Source organism: Pseudomonas sp. W3I7 (assembly GCF_030816095.1).
GTDB classification, from domain to species: domain Bacteria; phylum Pseudomonadota; class Gammaproteobacteria; order Pseudomonadales; family Pseudomonadaceae; genus Aquipseudomonas; species Aquipseudomonas salomonii.
The window spans coordinates 3186057-3207443 of record NZ_JAUSXP010000001.1 but is presented as its reverse complement, the minus strand read 5'-3'; the positions used below and the strand labels follow the sequence as shown (position 1 = coordinate 3207443).

Genomic DNA, 21387 nt, shown 5'->3' with positions numbered 1-21387 from the left:
GGTGGTGTCCTTATTGTTGTGTGAGGAAGCCGTCGAGGGCAGTAAAAAAGCCCTCAAGGTCATCCCACGGAATCATGTGCCCGGCGTTCGGCACGCGGGCGACCTGGATAGCGGGCTGCAAGTCCTGGATTTCGGCGATGTCTTCGTCGAGGATCACGCCGCCGCGCCCGGCCACCATCAACAGGGCAGGGGCCTTGAGCTTGGGCAGGTGCTGGTGGAAGTCGACCGTGTGGAAGTCATTGAAGGCACGCACGATGGCCGGTTCATAACAGGTGTGCAGCCACTCGGCGCGCAACTGCAGTTGCTCGACGGTCCAGGTGGCGCAGAAGGCGCGCATCGCATCAGCGTCCATGCCGACCAGCGATTGGCGGATCGAGTCGACGTACCACGGCAGCTTGCTCGGGTATTCACGCCGGCCGGGGCCGGACACTGGCGGGTCGATCAGCACCACGCGGTTGACGCCCTGGGGGTGCATGACCGCGCTGTGCGCGGCAAACCGCGCGCCCATGGAATGGCCGACCAGGTGGTAGCTATCCAGCTCCAATGCATCGGCAAACGCGCCAATGTCCTCGGCGCAGGTGTTTGCGCTGTAGTCCAATTGCGGCCCGGTGGACGACAAACCGCGCCCGCGCACATCCAGCACGTAAGTGTCGAACCGGGTGCCAAGGCGCTCAGCCACAAAACCCCAGGTAATCGCCGGGCTGGTGATGCCCGGGATCAAAATCAGCGCCGGGCCTTTACCGCCGTAGCGCAGGTAGTGCTGGCGAATGCCATTGGCTTGCACATGGGCGCCGTACAGAAGGGTACTCACGCGGCCACCCCCGATTTCAGCTCCTGGGCGTACAGGTCATAACCGTAGACCCAGGCCGGGTCTTCCTGGGTGCGCAGCCAGGTGTTGGCGTTGGACACCGCTTGTACGCGGGACGCGCGTTCCTTGCGGTTGGCTTCGTAGAGCTGGAACGCCGTGCGGTAGTCGCTGATGCCGGTTTCCTGCAGGCAACGGGTGAGCATGGCGGCGTCTTCGATGGCCATACCGGCGCCCTGGGCCATATGCGGTTTCATCGGGTGGCAGGCGTCGCCCAGCAACACCAGGCGGCCACGGCTCCACAGCGGCAACGGGTTACGGTTGCGCAGCGGCCATTTGGTCACGCTTTCGGTGGACTCGATCAGCGCCTGCACGGTGGGGTGGTAGCCCTTGAACGCGTCGAACATCTCTTCGCGGCTGCTGTCCACGAATGCGCCCTGGAAGTCCCATTCGGCATGGGGCACGCCGGTCACGTAGTAGTACTCGTCGCGCTTGCCGGTGGTGTAGTAGACCATCATGTGGCGGTCCTCGGTCCACCACTTGATGCAATCTTCGAACTTCAAGTCGTACTTGGCCAACTGGTCGCCACGGATCAGCGCACGGTGCGCGACCCAGCCGCTGTACAACGGTTTTTCCACGCCGAGCAGCTCTTCACGGATCCTGGAGTTGATGCCGTCGGCGCCGATCACGATGTCGGCGTAGGTCACTTCGCCGTCGGCAAAGGTCAGGCGCACTTGGGTATCGGTTTCTTCGAGGGTTTCCAGGCGCTTGTTGAAGTGCAGGGTGCCGGGTTTGAGGGTCGACATCTGCAATGCGTGCAAGTCGCCACGGTGCACGGTGATGTAGGAAGCACCGTAGCCGGTGAGTGGGATGCGCGAGAGGTAGTCACCACTTTCGCCGCAACGGCTGAACCAATGCTCGGGGTGCGAGCCCATCAGGTCCAGCTGTTTTTCGATGCCCATACGGCGGAAGATTTTCATGATGTTAGGCCCCATGTGGATGCCTGCACCCAAGCGGGAAAACTCCGGCGCCTGTTCATAGATATCGACATCGAAACCGGCTTGCTGCAGCAGGGTGGCTGCCGCCGCGCCGCCCAGGCCGGCACCGACGATGGCGATTTTTTGTGTGCTTCCCATGGGGCGTAAACCTCTCTCTTTTTGATTTTTGGCGGCATCTGTCCGCAAGGTTTTTAAAGTGTATACGCTCATTTTTTGAAATGGAAAGCCTGCTTTTAAAATTTTATTTTTTGGTCGTATTTATCCTCTGTAACGGTTTTTAGTCTTTATCTGTAGGGTTTGTGTGGATTGGTAACGTTTTGGCGCGCCACTTGCAGTTCGTCTTCAATTCGGGTCTTATCGTTTTTAATTGGCGTACACGCTATAAAAATGCACTAGAGTGAAGCGCGGTGCTTGAACTTGGTGCAGCCCCACAGGAGACAGGAAAATGCCGGTAAGCGATTGCGAACTGACCCAGATGTTTGAGCACGTGTTGAAACTGTCGAAAGTTGACCCGACCCAGAGCGTCGCCGTGCTCAAGAGCCATTACTCCGACCCGCGCACCGTGCGTGCTGCGATGGACGCGGCGCAGCGCCTGGGAGCCAAGGTGTATGCGGTGGAATTGCCGTCGTTCAACCACCCGAAGGCCATGGGCAACGACATGACCGCCTACTGCGGCGACACCGCGCTCACCGGCAATATCGCCGCCCAGCGCGCGTTGGAGGCCGCCGACCTGATCGTCGACACCATGATGCTGCTGCACTCGCCGGAGCAGGAGCAGATCCTCAAGACCGGCACGCGCATCCTGCTGGCTGTGGAGCCGCCGGAGGTGCTGGCGCGCATGCTGCCTACCGAAGCAGACAAGGTGCGTGTGCTGGCGGCCGAGCAGTTGCTGAAAAAAGCCCGCTCGATCCACGTCAAATCCCGCGCGGGCAGTGATTTCCGCGCAGCACTGGGCCAATACCCGTCGGTCACCGAGTACGGTTTTGCCGATGAGCCAGGGCGCTGGGACCATTGGCCGAGTGGCTTTCTGTTCTCCTGGCCCAACGAAGAAACCGCCGAGGGCGTGCTGGTGCTGGATATCGGCGACATCCTGCTGCCGTTCAAGACCTACACCCGCGAGAAGATCACCCTGGAGATCGAGAAGGGCTTTATCACTGAAATCCACGGTGGTTTCGAGGCCGAGTACCTGCGCGATTACATGAAGTATTTCAATGACCCCGAGGTGTACGGCATCTCCCATATCGGCTGGGGCTTGCAACCCAAGGCGCAGTGGACGGCCATGGGCCTGCACGACAAAAACGACGGCATGTGCATGGATGCGCGGGCGTTCTACGGCAACTTCCTGTTCTCCACCGGGCCGAATACCGAAGTGGGCGGCACACGCAAGACGCCGTGCCATATGGATATTCCGCTGCGTAATTGTGATGTGTACCTCGATGATGAGGCGGTGGTGATCGGCGGCGATGTCGTTGCACCGCAAGCGTCCCTGGCACGCTGAGTTTTCAACTGTGGGAGCTGGCTTGCCTGCGATAGCGGTCTGTCAGTCACATCATGGCTGGCTGACCCGGCGCTATCGCAGGCAAGCCAGCTCCCACAGTTTGAGTGTGTTCCTTCAGTTCGAGGCTTGAGTCCGTTCACCATCCCCGCCATCATGCCCACCATCGCCAATCACCCACCGAGCCACGCCGTGCCTGATTCCTACGTTTTTTCTGAACAAGTTGGCCACCTGCTGCGCAAGGCCTACCAGCGCCATTTGGCGATCTTTCAGCAGAATGTCGGCGACTCGCAGCTCACCGCCGTGCAGTTCGTTACCCTGTGTGCGCTGCGCGATCACGGTGCAAGTTCCCTCACGGAGCTGGTCAAGGCCACGGCCGTCGACCAGGCGACCATTCGCGGTATCGTCGAGCGGCTCAAGAGCAAGGCGCTGATTACCCTGGAGCCAGACCCTCAGGACAAACGCAAAGTGGTGGTCGACCTGTCGCCAGCCGGCGCCGAACTGGTCGCGCAAACCGCGCCGCGCGCCGCGCAGATCAGCGAGCTGACCATGAGTAACCTCAACCCCGCAGAGCGGGTGGCGGTGCTGTTCCTGCTGCGCAAGATGATCGACGACCCGCAGGAATAGCGGCCTTCCTGTGGCGAGCGGGCTTGCCCCGCGTTGGGCGGCGTAGCCGCCCCAATGGCCTCACCTGGATCTTTCTGAAATACCGCGGTGTCAGGGTTTAGGGCCGCTTCGCAGCCCAACGCGGGGCAAGCCCGCTCGCCACATAGGCTCAATCACCCCACAACAAGCGCCCACCCTTTGGCATCGTTTTTGCTCTGAGTTCATGTAGTAGTCACTTCACGTGTCAAGTGTGTCGTGAGGCCCCAACGTTGCGACGCTTTTTTTTGACTGTTTCGTGTAGTGCTTGCTTCATCAACTGATACAGGCGAAGCGAATGATCAGCCCACCCATCACCGTTGGCCTCAAGGTCAACGGCCACACCCGCGAAGTCAGTGCGATGGCGGATACGCCGCTGCTGCTGGTGCTGCGCAATGACCTGCAACTCAACGGCCCCAAGTACGGCTGCGGCCTTGGCGAGTGCGGTGCCTGCACCGTGATCATTGATGGCGTGGCGGCGCGGTCGTGCGTGTTTCCACTGGCAGGTGCAACCGGGCGCGAGATTGTCACCCTCGAAGGCCTCGGCACCCGCCAGGCGCCGCACCCGGTGCAGCAAGCCTTTATCGATGAGCAGGCGGCGCAGTGCGGTTATTGCCTCAACGGCATGATCATGACCGCCAAGGCGTTGCTCGACCGCAACCCCAACCCCAGCGAAGCCCAGGTGCGCAATGAGCTGTCGGGCAACCTGTGCCGTTGCGGCACCCATATCGAAATCCTGCGCGCCGTGCTGCGTGCCGCGCACCTTATGAGCGTGGAGGGCCGACCATGACGGATATGTCCCGTGAGCAATGGCTGGCCAAGGCTGGCGTCTTATTGATTGTCGATGATGTGCTGCCACCTTCAGGCCCGGTGGCCAAGGGCGGCACCCCCACCGTTAAACCCAAGGAGCTGGGATTGTTCATCGCGGTAAACGATGACGGCCTGGTGTATGCCTTCAACGGCCATGTGGACCTGGGCACCGGCATTCGCACCGCGCTCGCGCAGATGGTGGCCGAGGAGTTGGACCTGAACCTGCAGCAGGTCAAGATGGTCCTGGGCGATACCGAGCGCGCGCCCAACCAGGGCGCCACCATCGCCAGTGCGACCTTGCAGATTTCGGCGGTCCCGCTGCGCAATGCGGCCGCCGAAGCACGGCGTTTTTTGCTCGCGCGCGCAGCGGGGCGCTGGGGCGTGAGCACCGGCAGCCTCAAGGTTGAAGCCGGGGTTGTGCATGCCGCCGACGGGCGTACCATCACCTACGGCGAGTTGGTCAGCGGCCAGCATGATCAGTTGCGCATCAGCGGCGAGGCGCCATTAAAACCCGTTGAGGATTACCGCCTGGTCGGCAAGAGCGCCGCGCGCGTGGATATTCCCGGCAAGGCCACTGGCGAGCTGACCTATGTGCACGACATGCGTGTGCCGGACATGCTCCATGGCCGCGTGGTCCGCCCACCGTATGCCGGGCTCGACTGCGGCGATTTTGTCGGCAACAGCCTGCTGAGTGTGGATGAGGCGTCCATCGCGCATATCCCCGGCATTGTCGCGGTGGTGGTGATTCGCGATTTTATCGGCGTGGTGGCGTTGCGCGAAGAACAGGCGATCAAGGCCGCCCACGAACTCCAGGTGCACTGGAAGCCGTGGAACAACGCCTTGCCGGACATGCGCGATGTCGAGCAAGCCATCCGCGACAACCCACGGGTACGCCGCACGGTGCTCGACCAGGGCAATGTCGATGAAGCCTTGGCGGGCGCCAGCCAGCGCATGCCGCGCAGCTATTTGTGGCCGTACCAGATGCATGGCTCGATCGGGCCCTCGTGCGGGGTGGCGGACTATCAAGCAACCGGCAGCCGCGTGTGGTCGGGCAGCCAGAACCCGCACCTGCTGCGCGCCGATTTGGCGTGGTTGCTGGAATGCGACGAAGCACTGATCGACGTGATCCGCATGGAAGCCGCCGGCTGTTACGGGCGTAACTGCGCGGACGATGTGTGCGCCGATGCGTTGCTGCTGTCGCGCGCGGTGGGCAAGCCGGTGCGGGTGCAACTGACCCGCGAACAGGAGCACCTGTGGGAGCCCAAGGGCACCGCGCAGTTGATGGACGTGGACGGCGGGCTCAACGCCGACGGCAGCATTGCCGCCTATGATTTTGAAACCAGCTACCCGTCCAACGGCGCGCCGACCCTGGCGCTGTTGCTGACTGGCCGCGTCGAGCCGGTGGCGGCGATGTTCGAGATGGGCGACCGCACCTCGATCCCGCCCTACGCCATCGACAATATGCGCGTGACCATCAACGACATGGCGCCCATCGTGCGCGCCTCGTGGATGCGCGGCGTGTCGGCGTTGCCCAACACCTTTGCGCATGAATCCTATATCGACGAGTTGGCCTTCGCTGCGGGCGTCGACCCGGTGGAATACCGCCTGCGCTACCTCAAGGACGAGCGTGCCATCGACCTGGTCAAATCCACCGCCGAACGGGCCAGCTGGACGCCGCGCACGGCGCCGATGCAAACCGCCAGCGAGGACCACCTGTTGCGTGGTCGCGGCTTTGCCTATGCGCGCTACATCCACAGCAAGTTCCCCGGTTTCGGTGCTGCGTGGGCGGCGTGGGTGGCGGACGTGGCCATCGACAAGCACACCGGCGATGTGTCGGTGACGCGCGTGGTGATCGGCCATGACTCGGGGATGATGATCAACCCGGCGGGCGTGCAGCATCAAATCCACGGCAATGTGATCCAGTCCACCAGCCGTGTGCTCAAGGAGCGGGTGACCTTTGAAGAGTCGACGGTGGCGAGCAAGGAGTGGGGCGGCTACCCGATCCTGACCTTCCCCGAAGTGCCCGATATCGACGTGCTGATGATGCCGCGCCAGGACCAGCCGCCCATGGGCGCCGGTGAGTCGGCCTCGGTGCCGAGTGCGGCGGCGATTGCCAATGCGATCTATGACGCCACCGGCATTCGTTTTCGCGAGTTGCCGATAACCCCCGAGCGGGTATTGGCGGCGCTGAACGCCGGCACCCTTGGCGAACCTGCCAAGTCGCCGGAAAAACGCAGGAAGTGGTGGTTCGGTGCGTTGTTTGCCACCTTGGGCGCAGTGTTGGCCACCGCGTGGCCGTTTCACAACGAAATCGCACCGATTGCGCCGCCCGGCGCGGGCACCTGGTCCAAGGCCACCCTGGAACGCGGGCGCTTGCTGGCGGCGGTGGGCGATTGCGTGGTGTGCCATACCGCGCCGGGTGGCGCCGCAAATGCCGGCGGGCTGGCCATGCAAACGCCGTTCGGCACGCTGTACAGCAGCAATATCACCCCAGACGTGAAAACCGGCATCGGCGCCTGGTCGTACCCGGCATTCGAGCGGGCGATGCGTGACGGCATTGGCCGCGATGGGCGCAACCTGTACCCGGCGTTTCCCTATACGGCGTTTCGCAATATCAATGAGGCGGACATGCAGGCGCTGTATGCCTACCTGATGTCCCAGGCGCCGGTGAGCCAGGCGCCAACGCCGAATGCCATGCGCTTTCCGTTCAATATCCGACCATTGATGGCCGGCTGGAATGCATTGAACCTGCGGCGGGGTGAAATCACCCCACAGCCTGAGCGCAGTGAGCAATGGAATCGCGGCAATTACCTGGTCAATGGCCTGGGGCACTGCGCCGCGTGCCACTCGCCGCGCAACTTGATGGGCGCGCAGAAGGGCGGTGAATCCTTCCTGGCTGGAGGCATGGTTGATGGTTGGGAGGCGCCCGCGTTGACGGGCGTGTCCAAGGCGCCGACGCCGTGGACCGAGGACCAGTTGTTCAACTACCTGAGCACCGGCTACTCCGATGCCCACGGCGTGGCAGCAGGCCCGATGGGGCCGGTGGTGAGTGAGTTGGCAAAGCTGCCCAAGGCCGATATTCGTGCGATGGCGGTGTACCTGGCGTCGCTCAAGGGGGAGGCGACTGCCGAGACGCACGTTCAGGTTGCGACTGTTGCGAACCCGAATGGCCGACGTGTATTCGAAGGTTCGTGCAAGGCTTGTCACGCCGATGGCCTGGGGCCGAAGCTGTTTGGGGTGAGCCCGTCGTTGGCGAGCAATACCAATGTTTTCAGCGATCAGCCGGATAATTTGATCAAGGTGATTTTGCAAGGCATCAGTAACCCGGCGACCCAGGACCTGGGGTATATGCCGGGGTTCAGGGACAGTTTGTCCAATAGCCAGGTGGCGGATTTGGTCGACTACCTGCGCGTACGCTTTGCACCCAATGCGCCGGCGTGGAAAGGCCTGGAACAAAAGGTCGCGCACCTGCGCGCCAACCCAGGCACGCACTGACAGGACGCGGTTAAAACTGTGGGAGCTGGCTTGCCTGCGATAGCGGTTTGTCGGTGTACATATCCGTTGCTGCGGTAACGGCTGCTATTGGTTCCGCTCTTACAGCGGGTCACTTTTGGCAAACGCCCCAAAAGTAACCAAAAGGTCTGTGCCCCACCACTTGGTGCCTCGCCTAGGCTCGGCATGCCCTCACTCCGGCTTGAATCCGTGGGCCGCCGCGATGGGCCATCCTTGGCCCAGCGCGGCTAACCCGGCGTCCTGCCGAGTTACCCACGGATTCAAGCCTGCGTTCGGCCAGCGTGGTTGACGGGGCGCCTCAGATCAAAAGCAAGATCAAAAGCAGAGCACGGCGGCCTGAGAGCCGACCTGAGTGGTTGGAGCAAGAGCCAGATCAAGTGCAAAGCAAAAGCCTTTCTACCTGATGCAACTCGGTCCAAATGTGGGAGCGGGCTTGCTCGCGAATGCGGTGGGTCAGTCAATTAATCTGTCACTGATACACCGCATTCGCGAGCAAGCCCGCTCCCACAGGATGAACCGGTTTCTACCGGGGAATCGGTGTAACACCACGCAGCACCAGGTCACTGATAAACCCCAGCCAATCCTGCTGCTGCTCCTTGTCCGCCAGGTCTTCACCGAGGAACGAACTGAGGGTATGGCGGTTGGAGTTATAGAAGTAGCACAGCGAGGCAATCATCAAATACACGTGCTTGAGGTCGATGTCCTGGCGAAACACACCCTGGGCCTGGCCGGCTTCGATGATCGGGCGCAACACGCCAACCGCTTCGCCCGACAGCCTGCGCATCTCACTCGACTGCCGGGCGTGTTTGCCCTGGTGCAGGTTCTCGATGCTCAGGATCGCCACGAACTCGGGGTGCTTGACGTAGTAACTCCAGATAAAGGCCACCAGTTCACGCAAGGCTTGCACCGGGTCGTCCAGGTCCAGCTTGAGTGTGCTTTCGGCTTTATTGAACTGTTCGTAGACATGTTCCAGCACACAGACGAACAGGTGTTCCTTGCTGCCGAAATAGTAATAAAGCATGCGGTCGTTGGAGTCCGCGGCCTTGGAAATGGTGTCGACGCGCCCACCGGAATAGCCGTCGCGGGTGAACACCTTGACCGCCGCCTGCAAGATGCGCGCACGTGTCTGGTCGGCCTGTTGCGCTCGAACCCCGGTCTTCTTGATCGCCATCACAAAGCGCCTTGCCGCCAGTCTGGGCGCGAAATATAGCATGGGCTTTTTCGTGCCCGTTCTATGACCGACAAGTTCTGTAATAAAAACGCCATTGCGCTGGGGATTGGATTCGAGTCGGGCTATTTTGGTGCACCTCAATAAATAGAGTAGCCATGGATGAAATACCAACCCTTCAGCCGTACCCTGATTGCCACTGCGCTGGTGTTGACGGTCAACGGCGTGCAAGCCGCGTCAAAGGCCCCCGTGGCCGGGGAAAATGGCATGGTGGTGACCGCCCAGCATTTGGCCACTCATGTCGGCGTGGATGTGCTCAAGGCCGGCGGCAACGCGGTGGATGCGGCCGTTGCCGTGGGCTATGCGCTGGCCGTGGTGTACCCGGCAGCGGGCAACCTCGGCGGCGGCGGCTTTATGACCGTGCAACTGGCAGACGGGCGCAAGACCTTCCTCGACTTCCGTGAAAAAGCCCCGTTGGCCGCCACCGCCAACATGTACCTGGACAAAGACGGCAAGGTCATCGACGGCCTCAGCGCCAAGGGCCACTTGGCCGTCGGCGTACCCGGCACCGTGTCCGGCATGGAAACCGCGCTGAACAAATACGGCACCCTCAAGCGCGCACAGGTGATCGCCCCGGCGATCAAACTGGCCGAAAACGGCTTTGAACTGGAGCAGGGTGATATCGACCTGCTGCACACCGCTACCGGCGAGTTTGAAAAAGACAAGGACCTGCGCGGGATCTTCCTGCACAACGGCCAGCCGATGCAGGTCGGCCAGAAGCTGGTGCAGAAAGACCTGGCCAAGACCCTCAAGGAAATCTCCGCCAAGGGCACCGACGGTTTCTATAAAGGTTGGGTCGCCAAGGCGCTGGTGGATTCCAGCCAGGCCGGCAAGGGCATCATCACCCAGGCTGACCTCGACAAGTACAAGACCCGCGAACTGGCGCCCATCGAGTGCGACTACCGTGGCTACCACGTGGTCTCGGCGCCACCGCCAAGCTCCGGCGGTGTGGTGATCTGCCAGATCATGAACATCCTCGAAGGCTACCCGATGGCCGACCTGGGTTATCACTCGGCCCAGGGCCTGCACTACCAGATCGAAGCCATGCGTCACGCCTACGTGGACCGCAACAGCTACCTGGGCGACCCGGATTTCGTCAAGAACCCCATCGCGCACCTGTTGGACAAGGACTACGCCGCCAAGCTGCGTGCCGCCATCGACCCGCAGAAAGCCGGAGATTCCCAGGCGATCAAGCCGGGCGTGTCGCCCCATGAAGGCAACAACACCACCCACTATTCCATCGTCGACAAGTGGGGCAACGCGGTGTCCGTGACCTACACCCTCAACGACTGGTTCGGTGCCGGCGTGATGGCGAGCAAAACCGGGGTGATCCTCAACGATGAAATGGATGACTTCACCGTCAAGGTCGGCGTGCCGAACATGTACGGGCTGGTGCAGGGCGAAGCCAACGCTATCGCACCGGGCAAGGCGCCGTTGTCGTCGATGAGCCCGACCATCGTCACCAAGGATGGCAAGGCAGTGATGGTGGTCGGTACGCCGGGCGGCAGCCGGATTATCACCGCGACGTTGCTGACCATCCTCAATGTCATCGATTACAAGATGAACATCCAGGAAGCCGTGGACGCGCCGCGTTTCCACCAGCAGTGGATGCCGGAAACCACCAACCTGGAAACCTTCGCGGTCAGCCCGGACACCCAGAAGATTCTCGAAAGCTGGGGCCACAAGTTTGCCGGTCCCCAGGATGCCAACCATTTGGCGGCGATCCTGGTGGGCGCGCCTTCGCTGGGGGGCAAGCCGGTGGGCAACAACCGCTTCTACGGGGCGAACGACCCACGCCGCAATACCGGGTTGTCGCTCGGTTACTGAGGTGGGAGGTGTTGATGCAGGAAGGCCAGGGACAGCGCCAGGCTGTCATGGGATAACTGGATGGCGGCGCCCTCGGCGCTGCCTTGGGCTGCCGGTATCACCCGTTCGAACATGTGGTTTTCATACGCCTGTACGGCGGCTGAGCAGTCAGGCGTGCTGAGCAACTGCCGGGCCAGTTCGGCCGCATCGAGCATTGCGGCATTCACGCCTTCGCCGCCAAACGGCGACATCAGGTGCGCCGCATCGCCAATTAACGTCAACCCCTGGCGGTGGGCCCAGCGATGGCCCACCGGCAGGGCGTGGATGTGCCTGGCCAGGACGCTTTCATTTGCCGCTTCAAACAGCGCCAGAATGTCCGGGTGCCAACCTTCGAACTGAACCTTGAGTGCGGACAGGCTGAGGTGGTCGGCTGCCCAGTCGGTGGGCACGCGAAAGATCGCATAACCGCGCAGATGCGCATTGGCGTTGCGCTGCACGATGATCGCTTTGGCGCCGCCCAGCACTTGCAGGCTGCCGCGCCCCACCAGCGTGGCAATGTGCGGGTGTTGGCGGTCGACATCGTCGATGCCGAATTCGATAAACGTCAGCCCGCTGTACTGCGGCAAGTAGGGCGACAGCAATGGGCGCAGTCTGGACCAGGCACCATCGGCACCGACGACCAGGTCGAAAGGGCCGTGGGTGATCTCGCCTTGATGCAGGGTCCAGCGTGCAGCGCCGGCCGGGCGGATGTCGTTGATGTTCACGCCCCATTGCACACAGCCTTCAGGCAGTGAGTCGAGCAGGATCTGACGCAATTGGGTGCGGTCGACTTCCGGGCGCTCGCCGTCATCGGGGGTGGGGTCTTCGAACAGCAGGCGGCCGTGTTGATCCATCAGGCGCGTGCCCTGGTCCTCGTAGCGCGCGATACGCCGGAACGCGTCTTCCAGCCCGGCCTGTTGCAGCGCCAGTTGGCCGGATTCGACATGCAGGTCAAGGGTGCCGCCCTGGGGGCGTTCCAGCGGCCCGCGTTCGCGTTCGAACACGCAGGCGTCCAGCCCGTGACGGTGGAGAATACGCGCCAAGGTCAGCCCGCCGGGGCCGGCGCCGACAATGGCGATACGCAGTGAGCTAGTCATGCAAGATGTCCTCGGCACGGTTGGGCAAGCAGTTGCTCGACCGCCTCAAAGGCTATGGTGCGTCGCGCTTCCCAGTCGCCACGAATCACCAGAGCGGGTTGGTGGTGCTGTTCGATCCAGTCCAGGCTGCCCTGGAAAAACACCCGTCGATCCGCCAGTTCCGGCTGGCAGCGCTGGCCGTCGGCGCTCCATTCCACGTCCTCGGGGGACAGCAGCAAGTGCAGGTCGTAATGGCGGGCCAGCAGCTCGTCATCCAGCCACGCCGGGTAATCACCGAACAGGGTCTGGCTCCAGAGCTTGTTGGTCAGCAGGTGCGTGTCGAGGATCAGCAGGTGAGGCTGCTCGGCGCGGGCAGCGTCTTCCCAGGCCAATTGGCCACGGGCGATGGCCGGGATGTCTGCCAGGGTGGTGTCGCGCTGGTGATGGTCGATGAAAAAGCGCACGTATTCACCCACCATCAGCCCACCGAAGCGGGCGTGCAGTTGCGCGGCCAGCCAGCTTTTGCCGCTGGATTCGGGGCCGGCCAGTACCACCACTTTCATGCGTGCAACGCCGGGTCGGCGCGCCATTCACGCCAGCCCTGCACGGCGATCACGGTGAACAGTGCATACAGCGCGGCGGTGAGGTACAGGCCTTTGTAGAGAAACAGGCCGACGAAGATCACGTCCACGGCGATCCACAGCGCCCAGCATTGCACGCGTTTTTGCGCCATCCACATTTGCGCCACCAGGCTGAAACCGGTGAGGGCGGCGTCCAGCCAGGGTTGCGCGGCATCGGTCCAGTGGGCCATGGCGGCGCCAAGCAGCGCGCTGAACACGGCGCCGACGGCAAGGCTGACCATGATCGCGGGCCAGCCCAGGCTCGTGACCTGGCGGCCCTGCTTGACCTCACCGGCGCGGGTCCATTGCCACCACCCATAGAGTTGCAGGCCGGCGTAGACCACTTGCAGGAGCATGTCGGAGTAGAGTTTTACGTCGAAGAACACCCAGGTGTAGAGCAGCACCATCACCAGGCCGATGGGCCAGCACCAAGGGTTTTGTTTGACCGTCAGCCAGACAGCGATCACCCCCAGGGCGGCGGCGAACAGTTCAAGCCCGGACATGGCGGTTCCTTGGGAGAGTGGGTGAGGGCGGTGATTGTAACCAAGATGGTGGGTCGTAGGAACGAGCATGAAAATGCTTTCTGTGGGAGCTGGCTCCCACACAAGCCCAGCGCCGGCCTCAGATCTTGAACTGGCGCAACAGCCCCTCAAGCTGCTCACTCAACCCGCGCAAATGCGCACTCGCCACGCTGGACTGCTCCGCCGCCAGCGCGGTGCTGTGGGACAAACCCGCCGCCTGGGTGACGTTCTGGTTGATGTCCTCCACCACATGCGCCTGTTGCAAGGTCGCGCTGGCAATCGAGGCATTCAGCCCGTTGAGGTTACGCAACGCCTGGCCGATGGCGGTGAGGCTCGCCCCCGCCTGGCCAGCTTGTTCGATGGTCAATTGCGAGGCGCTGTGGCTGTCGCTGATCACTTTGACCGCCGCTTCCGAGTGACCTTGCAGGCGCTCGATCATCACCTGGATTTCGGCGGTGGATTTTTGCGTGCGCTGGGCCAGCAATCGCACTTCATCGGCAACCACGGCAAACCCACGGCCCTGCTCACCGGCACGCGCCGCCTCGATGGCGGCATTGAGCGCGAGCAAGTTGGTCTGGTCGGCAATTGAACGGATCACTTCCAGCACGCCACCAATCTGGGTGCTTTCACTGGAGAGCGTGCGGATCACCTCCACGGCCTGGCTGATGGTGCTGGAGAGCTGGTCGATCTGTTGCAGGCTGCCGTCGATATTCACCTGGCCCTGCTGTGCCTGAGCCTGGGCGTCGCGCATTTCGCTGGCGGCATGCTCGGCGTTTTTTGCCACGTCCTGCACGCCATAGGTCACTTCATTGATCGCCGTGGCCACCAGCTCCATCTGCTGGGACTGTTGCTGGCTGCGGTCGTGGGCCTGGCTGGCATTGGTGCCCAGCTCCGTGGACGACTGGCCCAGCGCGTTGGCGCACACCTGCAATTGGCCGACCACCTGGCGCAGCTTGGCGGTGAAGCTATTGAAGTGCTGCGACAGTTGAGTGACCTCGTCGCGCCCGTGGGTGTCGAGGGTGCGGGTCAGGTCGCTTTCGCCGCTGGCAATATTGCCCATGGCGTTCACTGCCGCCTGCAATGGGTGCACGATGCTGCGCGCGATCAGGATCACCAGCAGCGCCATCACCAGCGCAATGCCCAGGCCGATCAACGAAGCTTTCCAAACCTGGCCGTTGAATTCAGCCTGCACATCATCCACGTACACGCCGGAACCGATAATCCAGCCCCACGGCTCGAACAGTTGGATGTACGAGGTTTTCTCCACCGGCGCGTCGGCGCCTGGTTTGGGCCAGCGATAGTTGACGATGCCGGCGCCCTTGGCCTTGGCCAGGAGCACAAATTCATTGAACACCGCAAAACCGTCCGGGTCGCGGATGGCCGAGAGGTTCTGGCCGTCGAGCTTGGGGTTGGCCGCGTGCATGATCATCACGGGCGTCAGGTCGTTGATCCAGAAGTAATCATCGTGGTCGTAGCGCAGCCCACGCACTGCGCTGAGGGCTTGCTGTTGCGCGGCCTCGCGGGTGAGTACGCCGGTTTTTTCAAGGTTCTGATAGTAAGCCAGCACGCCGCTGGCGGTCTGCACCACGTGCTGAGTCTGCTGGCGTTTGGCCTGGTAGAGGTCGTCATGGATCTGCTTGAGCATCAGCAACCCGAGGGTCAGCAGCATCAACACGGCGACTATCAGGATCAGCCAAAGACGGCGGCTGATCGACATGCTGCGCAAACTGTTCATCGTCCTGTCACTCCGTGCTTTTTATAGTTGTGTGCTGCATCGACAATTCCAGCGTGTCTGATAGGCTTTCGGCCAGGAATCTAAAAACCTGAGTACTCCCTGATTTTTCACGAAATTTTTGCGCACGGCTGGTGAAAATCCGCAGCGCATCACGATTGCACGTGGTCAGTGAACATTAAAAAGACAGACAAGGCGTGCCGCAGCGCATGACCTTTGGGGGATACATGGATTTTTGGACCGCCATACAGGCATTGATTCTTGGCGTGGTGGAGGGGCTGACCGAGTTCCTGCCGATCTCCAGCACCGGGCACCAGATCATCGTCGCCGACCTGATCGGCTTCGGCGGCGAACGCTTTGAAGCGTTCAACATCATCATTCAACTGGGCGCGATCCTCGCGGTGGTCTGGGAGTTTCGGCGCAAGATCCTCGACGTGGTGATGGGCTTGCCGACCCAGCCCAAGGCCCAGCGCTTCACCGTCAACCTGATCATCGCAGTGCTGCCGGCGGTGGTGTTGGGGGTGATTTTTGCCGACCTGATCAAGCATTACCTGTTTAACCCGATCACGGTGGCCACCGCGTTGGTGGTGGGCGGGGTGATCATGCTGTGGGCCGAGCGTCGCCAACATGCAGTGCACGCTGAAACGGTGGATGAGATCACCTGGAAAGACGCGCTCAAGGTCGGCGCGGCCCAGTGCCTGGCCATGATTCCGGGCACTTCGCGCTCCGGCGCGACCATTATCGGCGGCCTGTTGTTCGGCCTGTCGCGTAAAACCGCCACCGAGTTCTCGTTCTTCCTGGCCATGCCCACCATGGTCGGCGCGGCGGTGTATTCGGGCTATAAATACCGTCACCTGTTCCAGCCCGATGACTTGCCGGTGTTTGCGATCGGCTTTGTCACCTCGTTCATCTTCGCGATGATCGCGGTCAAGGCGTTGCTCAAGTTCATCGCCAACCACAGTTACGCGGCGTTTGCCTGGTATCGGATCGCGTTCGGCCTGGTGATTTTGGCCACCTGGCAGTTTGGCTGGATCGACTGGACGGCGGTCAAGCCATGAGCATTCAATACCCGCGCCTGAAGGCGCTGATTTTTCTGTTGTTGTGCGTCGCGCCGCTGATCGGCTCGGCGCTGCTGTGGTATCGCGGCGAAACGCTGATTCCGCTGGCCGCCTATGGCGTGGTCAGTGTGGTGGCGTTTTTCCTGTACTGGGGCGACAAACGCAAGGCCCAGGCCGAAGGCCCGCGCGTGCGCGAAAATATCCTGCATGCCGTGGAACTGGCCGGTGGTTGGCCGGGGGCGTTGATTGCCCAACAGGTGTTTCGCCACAAGACGCGCAAGGTGTCGTATCAGGTGCTGTTCTGGGTGATTGTGTTGTTGCACGAGGTGTTCTGGCTCGACCAGTTGTTCCTCGGCGGCACGCTGCTGTCAGTCCTCTAGCAACAAGCCAATCTGTGTGCGCTTGGGCAGCTTGCTCACCACCAGCTGGTGCGAGCGCTGCAACAGGCCACGCAGTTCCTCGGCGCCCAGCGGGTAGGGCGTGTTCATGATCACCCACTGCGCCCGCGCCAGGTAGGGCGCCGGGTGAATGCCGGGGCGGTCCACATGGCCGAGGAACAGTGCCTTGTCGACCTTGAACGCCAGCGAGTCACCGCGCAGGTTCTGCAGGGCGAACATCTTGTTGCCGGCAATCGAGAACACGCGCACGCCGCCCCATTTGTAGTCTTCCCGCGCGCCGGGCAGGCCCAGGCAGAACGCCGCGACTTGTGCTTCGCTCATCTTCATAGCAAACGGTCTCCGCAACCCTTGAAGGCTTCTTCCAGATAGTCGATCCAGGCCCGAATCGCCGGTAAAACACCACGGCGGTGCGGGTAGACCGCCTGCAGCCAGCCGCCCGGCGAGGACCATTGCGGCAGCAGCTGCACCAATTGGCCGCTGGCCAGTTCTTCTTCGCAATACATCATCGGCAGCAGGGTAAAGCCCAGGCCTTGCAAGGCGCAGGCTTTGCGCACGATGAAATCATCGATGCCCAGGCGCGCTTCCATGGATAAATCTTCGGTATTGCCCTGCGGGTCAATCAAGCGCAGGTGCACCAGCCGGTCAGCCTCCAGCGCGGCGAGTACCGGCAATTGCTTGAGATCGTCCGGGGTATTGATTTGCCGGCCTTGCAGGAACTGCGGGCTGGCCACCAAGACTGTCTGGGCCTGGCGCAGGCGCTTGGTCACCAGCAACGGGTCTTCATCGCCCAGTTCGCGTACGCGCAGGGCCACGTCGATACCTTCGGCCACCAGGTCGACGCGTCGGTTGACCAGGGTCATCTCCAGCTGCACCAGTGGGTGTGCGGCGAGAAAACCGGCAACCATGCCCGGCAACATGTGTTGGGCCATGCCCACCGGGCAACTCACCCGCAGGCGCCCGCGCGGTTCGCTGGACATGCTGGCCACGGCCTCGTCGGCCATTTCCGCTTCCAGCAGCATCGCCTGGCAATGGCGCAGGTAGCGCTCGCCGACGGCGGTGAGGGTCAATTGCCGTGTGGTGCGCTGCAACAGGCGGGCGCCGAGGCGTTCTTCCAGCTCGGCTATACGCCGCGACAGCCGTGACTTGGGAATCCCCAGCAGCCGGCCGGCCGCCGCAAAGCCGCCGGCTTCGACGACTTTGGCGAAATAGTAAAGGTCGTTGAGGTCTTGCATGGTCAACCTATTGTCCTGTCAGTGGGACGAACTATCCGCGTCTGGCGTGCGCAAATCCAGCCTAAAAAAAGCCAGCACCTTGCAGGCACTGGCTTTTGGAGGGTGAGAGGGCTTAGAACTGCGCCCCCGCCATCAACACATACTTCACATGCACGTACTCCTCGATCCCGTAATAGCTGCCTTCACGCCCGTAGCCGGACTGCTTGATGCCACCAAACGGAACCGACGCCGTGCCCACTGAGCCCGAGTTGAGGATCACCATGCCAGCCTCCAATTGACGAGACAGGCGCAACGACCGGCCCAGTGCGCGGGTGTAGGCATAGGCCACCAGGCCGAACTCGGTCTGGTTGGCGCGGGCGATGACTTCTTCTTCGTCCTTGAACGAGTAGAGGGCGAACACTGGGCCGAAGATCTCTTCGGTAGCCAGTGGTGAGTCGTCCTGCAAGCCGGTCAATACCGTCGGTTCATAGAACAACCCGCCCTTGGCGTGGGGTTTGCCGCCCATCAGCACCTTGGCGCCCGCCGCCTTGGCGTCCTCGACCAGACGCACGACTTTGTCAAAACCCAGTTGATTGACCAACGGCCCGACCACAAAGCCTTCGCGCAAGCCCTGGTCAACCTCGATGTTGGCGACGGCAGTCTTCACGCGTTCGATAAAAGCTTCGAGAATGCTGTGCTGCACAAAAATCCGGTTCGGCGAGATGCACACCTGGCCCGAGTTGCGCAGTTTGGCGCTGACCAGCCCTTGTACCGCCGCATCCAGGTTGGCGTCCGCAAACACAATAAACGGCGCGTTGCCGCCCAGTTCCAGGGTCATCTTCTTGACGGTTGCCGCGCACTGCGCTGCGAGCAATTTGCCCACGCCGGTGGAGCCGGTAAACGAGATCTTGCGGATGCGTGGGTCGCCGGTAAAGATCCGGCCGATTTCCTGCGGGTCACCCACCACCACTTCAAGCACGCCGGCTTCGATACCGGCCTTGCGTGCGTAGTCCAGCAGCTTGAGGGCGGCGAGCGGTGTGTCTTCGGCGGGTTTGATCACCATGGTGCAGCCGGCGGCCAGGGCCGTGGCGACTTTGCGGGTGATCATCATGAACGGAAAGTTCCACGGCGTAATAGCCGCGACCGGGCCAATGGCTTCTTTGGTCACCATGACATTGGCATTGCGGTCGTGGGTGGGAATGGTGTCGCCGTAGACGCGTTTGGCCTCTTCGGCGTACCACTCGATAAAGCCCAGGCCGTAGTCGATTTCACCTCGGGCTTCGCTCAGGCACTTGCCGTTTTCACGGCACAGCAGTTCGGCGAAGGCTTCCTTGTCGGCCTTAACGCTGTCGTGCCAGCGCCGCAGGATGTCGCTGCGCTCCCTGGCGAGTTTGCCGGACCAATCGGGAAAGGCGGCGCAGGTGCGGTCCACGGCGGCCTTGACCTGGGCTGGGGTGTGCTTGGCCACACGGCCGATTTCTTCACCGGTGGCGGGGTTGTAGACGATAAGCATGGGCAAACTCCGAAGGCTGAAAGTACTGTTTCAGGCTACGGAACACCGCGGCTTGAGCGAATATCCATTCCAATGTGCTGATTGCCTATTCCTATGAGCGCGTAGCCATGACGGTTTTTGCGCAGTACCGTGCTGTTTTCGTCAGGAGCCACGAGCCATGGGCCGCACCCAACGAATCATCGAGCTGATGGGCCGCTTGGCGCCTGTCGAAGGCTATAACCTGAGCGTTTTGGATGACGTGCGCTTCCTGCGTTCGAATCAGCCCTTGCACCGCGTTCCAGTGCTCTATGACCCAGGCATTGTGATGGTCTGCCAGGGGCGCAAGCGCGGTTATCTGGGCGAAGAGATTTACCTGTACGACGCCCAGCATTACCTGGTGGTGTCGGTGCCGGTGCCGTTCACCATGGAGACCGAGGCCAGCGCAGAGGAACCCATGCTGGCGGTGTACCTGCGGCTGGATTTCACCCTGGCCGCCGAACTGATGCTGGCATTGGATGACTTTCCGGGGTTGGTCGAGGCCAAACCCCGAGGCATGTATTCATCGCCGATGGATGAGCAACTCAGCGAATCACTGCTGCGCTTTCTTGAGGCCATGAGCACACCCATGGATGCGCAGATCCTCGGCCCGACGCTGATGCGCGAGCTTTACTACCGCATCCTCACGGGCGAGCAGGGCGGTTCGATGCGTGCCGCGCTTAACCGCCAGGGCCAGTTCGGCAAGGTGGCGCGGGCGATTCGCAAGATTCATGGGTTTTACCACCAGCACCTGGACGTGGAAGTGCTGGCGCAGGAGGCGATGATGAGCGTGCCGAGTTTTCATGCGCACTTTCGCACCGTCACCGACACCTCGCCGATGCAATACCTCAAGTCCACACGCCTGCACCAGGCGCGCTTGTTGATGCTGCGCAACGACATCAGCGCCGCCACGGCGAGCGTCCAGGTGGGCTATGAAAGCGCTTCGCAGTTCAGCCGAGAGTTCAAGCGCTTGTTCGGGCGCACGCCCCAGCAAGAGATTCAGTGGATGAAGCGCACTTACGCGCTGCCGGCGCCCGCGTCGGCGTCTATTTATGTGTCGTCGCATTGACTGTGTTGCGCTGATTGTCCTGCTGGCAGGACGAATAATCACATTTGTGCCGTCTAATCGACCATTGGGTTCATGTGTAGGATTAACCTCATTCGATCGCCCAGCCGCGATCCTCACTTGGAGAACCCGCATGAAACTGTTGCATATCGATTCCAGCATCCTCGGCGACAACTCGGCTTCGCGTCAGCTCAGCGCTGGTGTGGTCAAGGCCTGGCAAGCGGCTGAGCCGGGTGTGGAAGTGACCTATCGTGACTTGGCTGCCGAAGGCATCAGCCACTTTTCCGGCCTGACCCTGGGCGCCCTGGGCACCGCTGCCGAATTGCGCGACGCCGTACAAAAACACGAGGCTGAACTGAGCGCCACGTCCCTGGCTGAATTCATCGCCGCTGATGCTGTCGTCATCGGTGGCGCCGATGTACAACTTTTCGGTGCCGTCCCAGCTCAAGGCATGGATCGACCGTATTGCGGTGGCCGGCCAAACCTTCCGTTACACCGAAGCCGGCCCTGAAGGCCTGTGCGGCGGCAAGAAGCTGATCATTGTTTCCACCGCTGGCGGTCTGCACGCTGGCCAGGCAAGCAATGTGGGCCACGAGGACTACTTGAAACTGGTATTTGGCTTCCTCGGCATCACGGATATCGAATTTGTCCGCGCCCAAGGCCTGGCCTACGGTGAAGAAGTTCGCAGCAAGGCCTTGAGCGACGCCAACGTGGTGATCAACGAACAATTGTTCGCCGCCGCGTAAGGCTTGTGTAAAGTTCGCCTCTGTTCGGTTCCAATCTGAACCGGGGCGCCTAAACTCTGTATTCTGATCGCCTGAACGCGACCGGAGTACGGAGT

At 61.8% G+C, this 21387-nt stretch carries 18 protein-coding genes and 1 pseudogene; 9 read left to right on the top strand and 10 right to left on the bottom strand.

Going from position 1 to position 21387, the window contains the following annotated elements; translation table 11 throughout:
* Positions 1-10: 10 nt before the first annotated feature.
* Entirely contained in the window at positions 11-811 is an 801-nt protein-coding gene (locus tag QF043_RS14945) for an alpha/beta fold hydrolase (protein WP_307419125.1), read from the bottom strand.
* A complete protein-coding gene (locus QF043_RS14940; protein ID WP_099549879.1) occupies positions 808-1941 on the bottom strand; it encodes an FAD-dependent monooxygenase in 1134 nt (377 codons plus the stop codon). Before QF043_RS14940 ends, QF043_RS14945 begins: the two co-directional genes overlap by 4 nt.
* Positions 1942-2248: 307 nt before the next feature.
* Between QF043_RS14940 and QF043_RS14935 the strand changes: the two genes are divergently transcribed.
* From QF043_RS14935 to QF043_RS14920, 4 genes are all read left to right on the top strand, one after another.
* Positions 2249-3301 carry a 2,5-dihydroxypyridine 5,6-dioxygenase gene (locus QF043_RS14935; protein ID WP_307419123.1) on the top strand — a complete coding sequence of 351 codons (1053 nt, stop codon included), beginning with the start codon at positions 2249-2251 and terminating at the stop codon, positions 3299-3301.
* A gap of 189 nt (positions 3302-3490) precedes the next feature.
* Complete coding sequence (locus QF043_RS14930; protein ID WP_082463654.1) at positions 3491-3925, top strand: MarR family winged helix-turn-helix transcriptional regulator; 435 nt, start codon at positions 3491-3493, stop codon at positions 3923-3925.
* Positions 3926-4238: 313 nt separating this feature from the next.
* Entirely contained in the window at positions 4239-4730 is a 492-nt protein-coding gene (locus QF043_RS14925) for a (2Fe-2S)-binding protein (protein WP_058419672.1), read from the top strand.
* A complete protein-coding gene (locus QF043_RS14920; protein ID WP_307419122.1) occupies positions 4727-8245 on the top strand; it encodes a molybdopterin cofactor-binding domain-containing protein in 3519 nt (1172 codons plus the stop codon). The genes QF043_RS14925 and QF043_RS14920 overlap by 4 nt, the downstream gene beginning before the upstream one ends.
* Before the next feature lie 541 nt (positions 8246-8786).
* Here the strand turns inward: QF043_RS14920 and QF043_RS14915 are convergent.
* Positions 8787-9434, bottom strand: a complete 648-nt coding sequence (locus QF043_RS14915; protein ID WP_307419121.1) for a TetR/AcrR family transcriptional regulator — start codon at positions 9432-9434, stop codon at positions 8787-8789.
* Between the two features lie 159 nt (positions 9435-9593).
* Here QF043_RS14915 and ggt point away from each other — a divergent pair, with 159 nt between their 5' ends.
* Positions 9594-11318: a gamma-glutamyltransferase gene (ggt, locus tag QF043_RS14910; RefSeq protein WP_307419120.1), complete on the top strand. Its 1725-nt coding sequence runs from the start codon at positions 9594-9596 to the stop codon at positions 11316-11318.
* Here ggt and QF043_RS14905 read toward each other — a convergent pair.
* From QF043_RS14905 to QF043_RS14890, 4 genes are all read right to left on the bottom strand, one after another.
* Positions 11312-12433: an NAD(P)/FAD-dependent oxidoreductase gene (locus tag QF043_RS14905; RefSeq protein ID WP_307419119.1), complete on the bottom strand. Its 1122-nt coding sequence runs from the start codon at positions 12431-12433 to the stop codon at positions 11312-11314. The genes ggt and QF043_RS14905 overlap by 7 nt on opposite strands.
* Entirely contained in the window at positions 12430-12975 is a 546-nt protein-coding gene (locus tag QF043_RS14900; protein WP_307421401.1) for an AAA family ATPase, read from the bottom strand. Before QF043_RS14900 ends, QF043_RS14905 begins: the two co-directional genes overlap by 4 nt.
* Positions 12972-13535, bottom strand: a complete 564-nt coding sequence (gene pnuC, locus QF043_RS14895; RefSeq protein WP_056859884.1) for a nicotinamide riboside transporter PnuC — start codon at positions 13533-13535, stop codon at positions 12972-12974. The genes QF043_RS14900 and pnuC overlap by 4 nt, the downstream gene beginning before the upstream one ends.
* Positions 13536-13653: 118 nt before the next feature.
* Entirely contained in the window at positions 13654-15288 is a 1635-nt protein-coding gene (locus QF043_RS14890) for a methyl-accepting chemotaxis protein (protein WP_307419118.1), read from the bottom strand.
* Positions 15289-15512: 224 nt separating this feature from the next.
* On the opposite strand from QF043_RS14890, the gene QF043_RS14885 reads away from it, so the two are divergent.
* Both QF043_RS14885 and QF043_RS14880 read left to right on the top strand, forming a co-directional pair.
* Positions 15513-16343 (top strand): undecaprenyl-diphosphate phosphatase, encoded by an 831-nt coding sequence (locus tag QF043_RS14885; RefSeq protein WP_307419117.1) that lies wholly within the window; start codon positions 15513-15515, stop codon positions 16341-16343.
* Entirely contained in the window at positions 16340-16723 is a 384-nt protein-coding gene (locus tag QF043_RS14880; RefSeq protein WP_307419116.1) for a DUF1294 domain-containing protein, read from the top strand. The genes QF043_RS14885 and QF043_RS14880 overlap by 4 nt, the downstream gene beginning before the upstream one ends.
* Here QF043_RS14880 and QF043_RS14875 read toward each other — a convergent pair.
* From QF043_RS14875 to QF043_RS14865, 3 genes are all read right to left on the bottom strand, one after another.
* Positions 16712-17068, bottom strand: a complete 357-nt coding sequence (locus tag QF043_RS14875) for an MmcQ/YjbR family DNA-binding protein (RefSeq protein WP_307419115.1) — start codon at positions 17066-17068, stop codon at positions 16712-16714. The genes QF043_RS14880 and QF043_RS14875 overlap by 12 nt on opposite strands.
* Positions 17065-17973 carry a LysR substrate-binding domain-containing protein gene (locus QF043_RS14870; protein ID WP_307421399.1) on the bottom strand — a complete coding sequence of 303 codons (909 nt, stop codon included), beginning with the start codon at positions 17971-17973 and terminating at the stop codon, positions 17065-17067. The genes QF043_RS14875 and QF043_RS14870 overlap by 4 nt, the downstream gene beginning before the upstream one ends.
* Positions 17974-18085: 112 nt before the next feature.
* Complete coding sequence (locus tag QF043_RS14865) at positions 18086-19465, bottom strand: NAD-dependent succinate-semialdehyde dehydrogenase (protein WP_307419114.1); 1380 nt, start codon at positions 19463-19465, stop codon at positions 18086-18088.
* Between the two features lie 157 nt (positions 19466-19622).
* Here QF043_RS14865 and QF043_RS14860 point away from each other — a divergent pair, with 157 nt between their 5' ends.
* Both QF043_RS14860 and QF043_RS14855 read left to right on the top strand, forming a co-directional pair.
* Positions 19623-20549: an AraC family transcriptional regulator gene (locus QF043_RS14860; protein ID WP_307419113.1), complete on the top strand. Its 927-nt coding sequence runs from the start codon at positions 19623-19625 to the stop codon at positions 20547-20549.
* Between the two features lie 130 nt (positions 20550-20679).
* Positions 20680-21292 (top strand): annotated as a pseudogene (locus QF043_RS14855) (FMN-dependent NADH-azoreductase).
* Positions 21293-21387: the final 95 nt, after the last annotated feature.

Excerpts from the sequence above, each read along its gene's own strand:
- QF043_RS14885 (WP_307419117.1), top strand. The coding sequence starts at position 15,513 with ATGGATTTTTGGACCGCCATACAGGCATTGATTCTTGGCGTGGTGGAG.
- QF043_RS14915 (WP_307419121.1), bottom strand. The coding sequence starts at position 9,434 with ATGGCGATCAAGAAGACCGGGGTTCGAGCGCAACAGGCCGACCAGACA.
- ggt (WP_307419120.1), top strand. The coding sequence starts at position 9,594 with ATGAAATACCAACCCTTCAGCCGTACCCTGATTGCCACTGCGCTGGTG.
- pnuC (WP_056859884.1), bottom strand. The coding sequence starts at position 13,535 with ATGTCCGGGCTTGAACTGTTCGCCGCCGCCCTGGGGGTGATCGCTGTC.
- QF043_RS14875 (WP_307419115.1), bottom strand. The coding sequence starts at position 17,068 with ATGAAGATGAGCGAAGCACAAGTCGCGGCGTTCTGCCTGGGCCTGCCC.
- QF043_RS14940 (WP_099549879.1), bottom strand. The coding sequence starts at position 1,941 with ATGGGAAGCACACAAAAAATCGCCATCGTCGGTGCCGGCCTGGGCGGC.
- QF043_RS14890 (WP_307419118.1), bottom strand. The coding sequence starts at position 15,288 with ATGAACAGTTTGCGCAGCATGTCGATCAGCCGCCGTCTTTGGCTGATC.
- QF043_RS14935 (WP_307419123.1), top strand. The coding sequence starts at position 2,249 with ATGCCGGTAAGCGATTGCGAACTGACCCAGATGTTTGAGCACGTGTTG.
- QF043_RS14880 (WP_307419116.1), top strand. The coding sequence starts at position 16,340 with ATGAGCATTCAATACCCGCGCCTGAAGGCGCTGATTTTTCTGTTGTTG.
- QF043_RS14905 (WP_307419119.1), bottom strand. The coding sequence starts at position 12,433 with ATGACTAGCTCACTGCGTATCGCCATTGTCGGCGCCGGCCCCGGCGGG.
- QF043_RS14925 (WP_058419672.1), top strand. The coding sequence starts at position 4,239 with ATGATCAGCCCACCCATCACCGTTGGCCTCAAGGTCAACGGCCACACC.
- QF043_RS14860 (WP_307419113.1), top strand. The coding sequence starts at position 19,623 with ATGGGCCGCACCCAACGAATCATCGAGCTGATGGGCCGCTTGGCGCCT.
- QF043_RS14870 (WP_307421399.1), bottom strand. The coding sequence starts at position 17,973 with ATGCAAGACCTCAACGACCTTTACTATTTCGCCAAAGTCGTCGAAGCC.
- QF043_RS14865 (WP_307419114.1), bottom strand. The coding sequence starts at position 19,465 with ATGCTTATCGTCTACAACCCCGCCACCGGTGAAGAAATCGGCCGTGTG.
- QF043_RS14900 (WP_307421401.1), bottom strand. The coding sequence starts at position 12,975 with ATGAAAGTGGTGGTACTGGCCGGCCCCGAATCCAGCGGCAAAAGCTGG.
- QF043_RS14920 (WP_307419122.1), top strand. The coding sequence starts at position 4,727 with ATGACGGATATGTCCCGTGAGCAATGGCTGGCCAAGGCTGGCGTCTTA.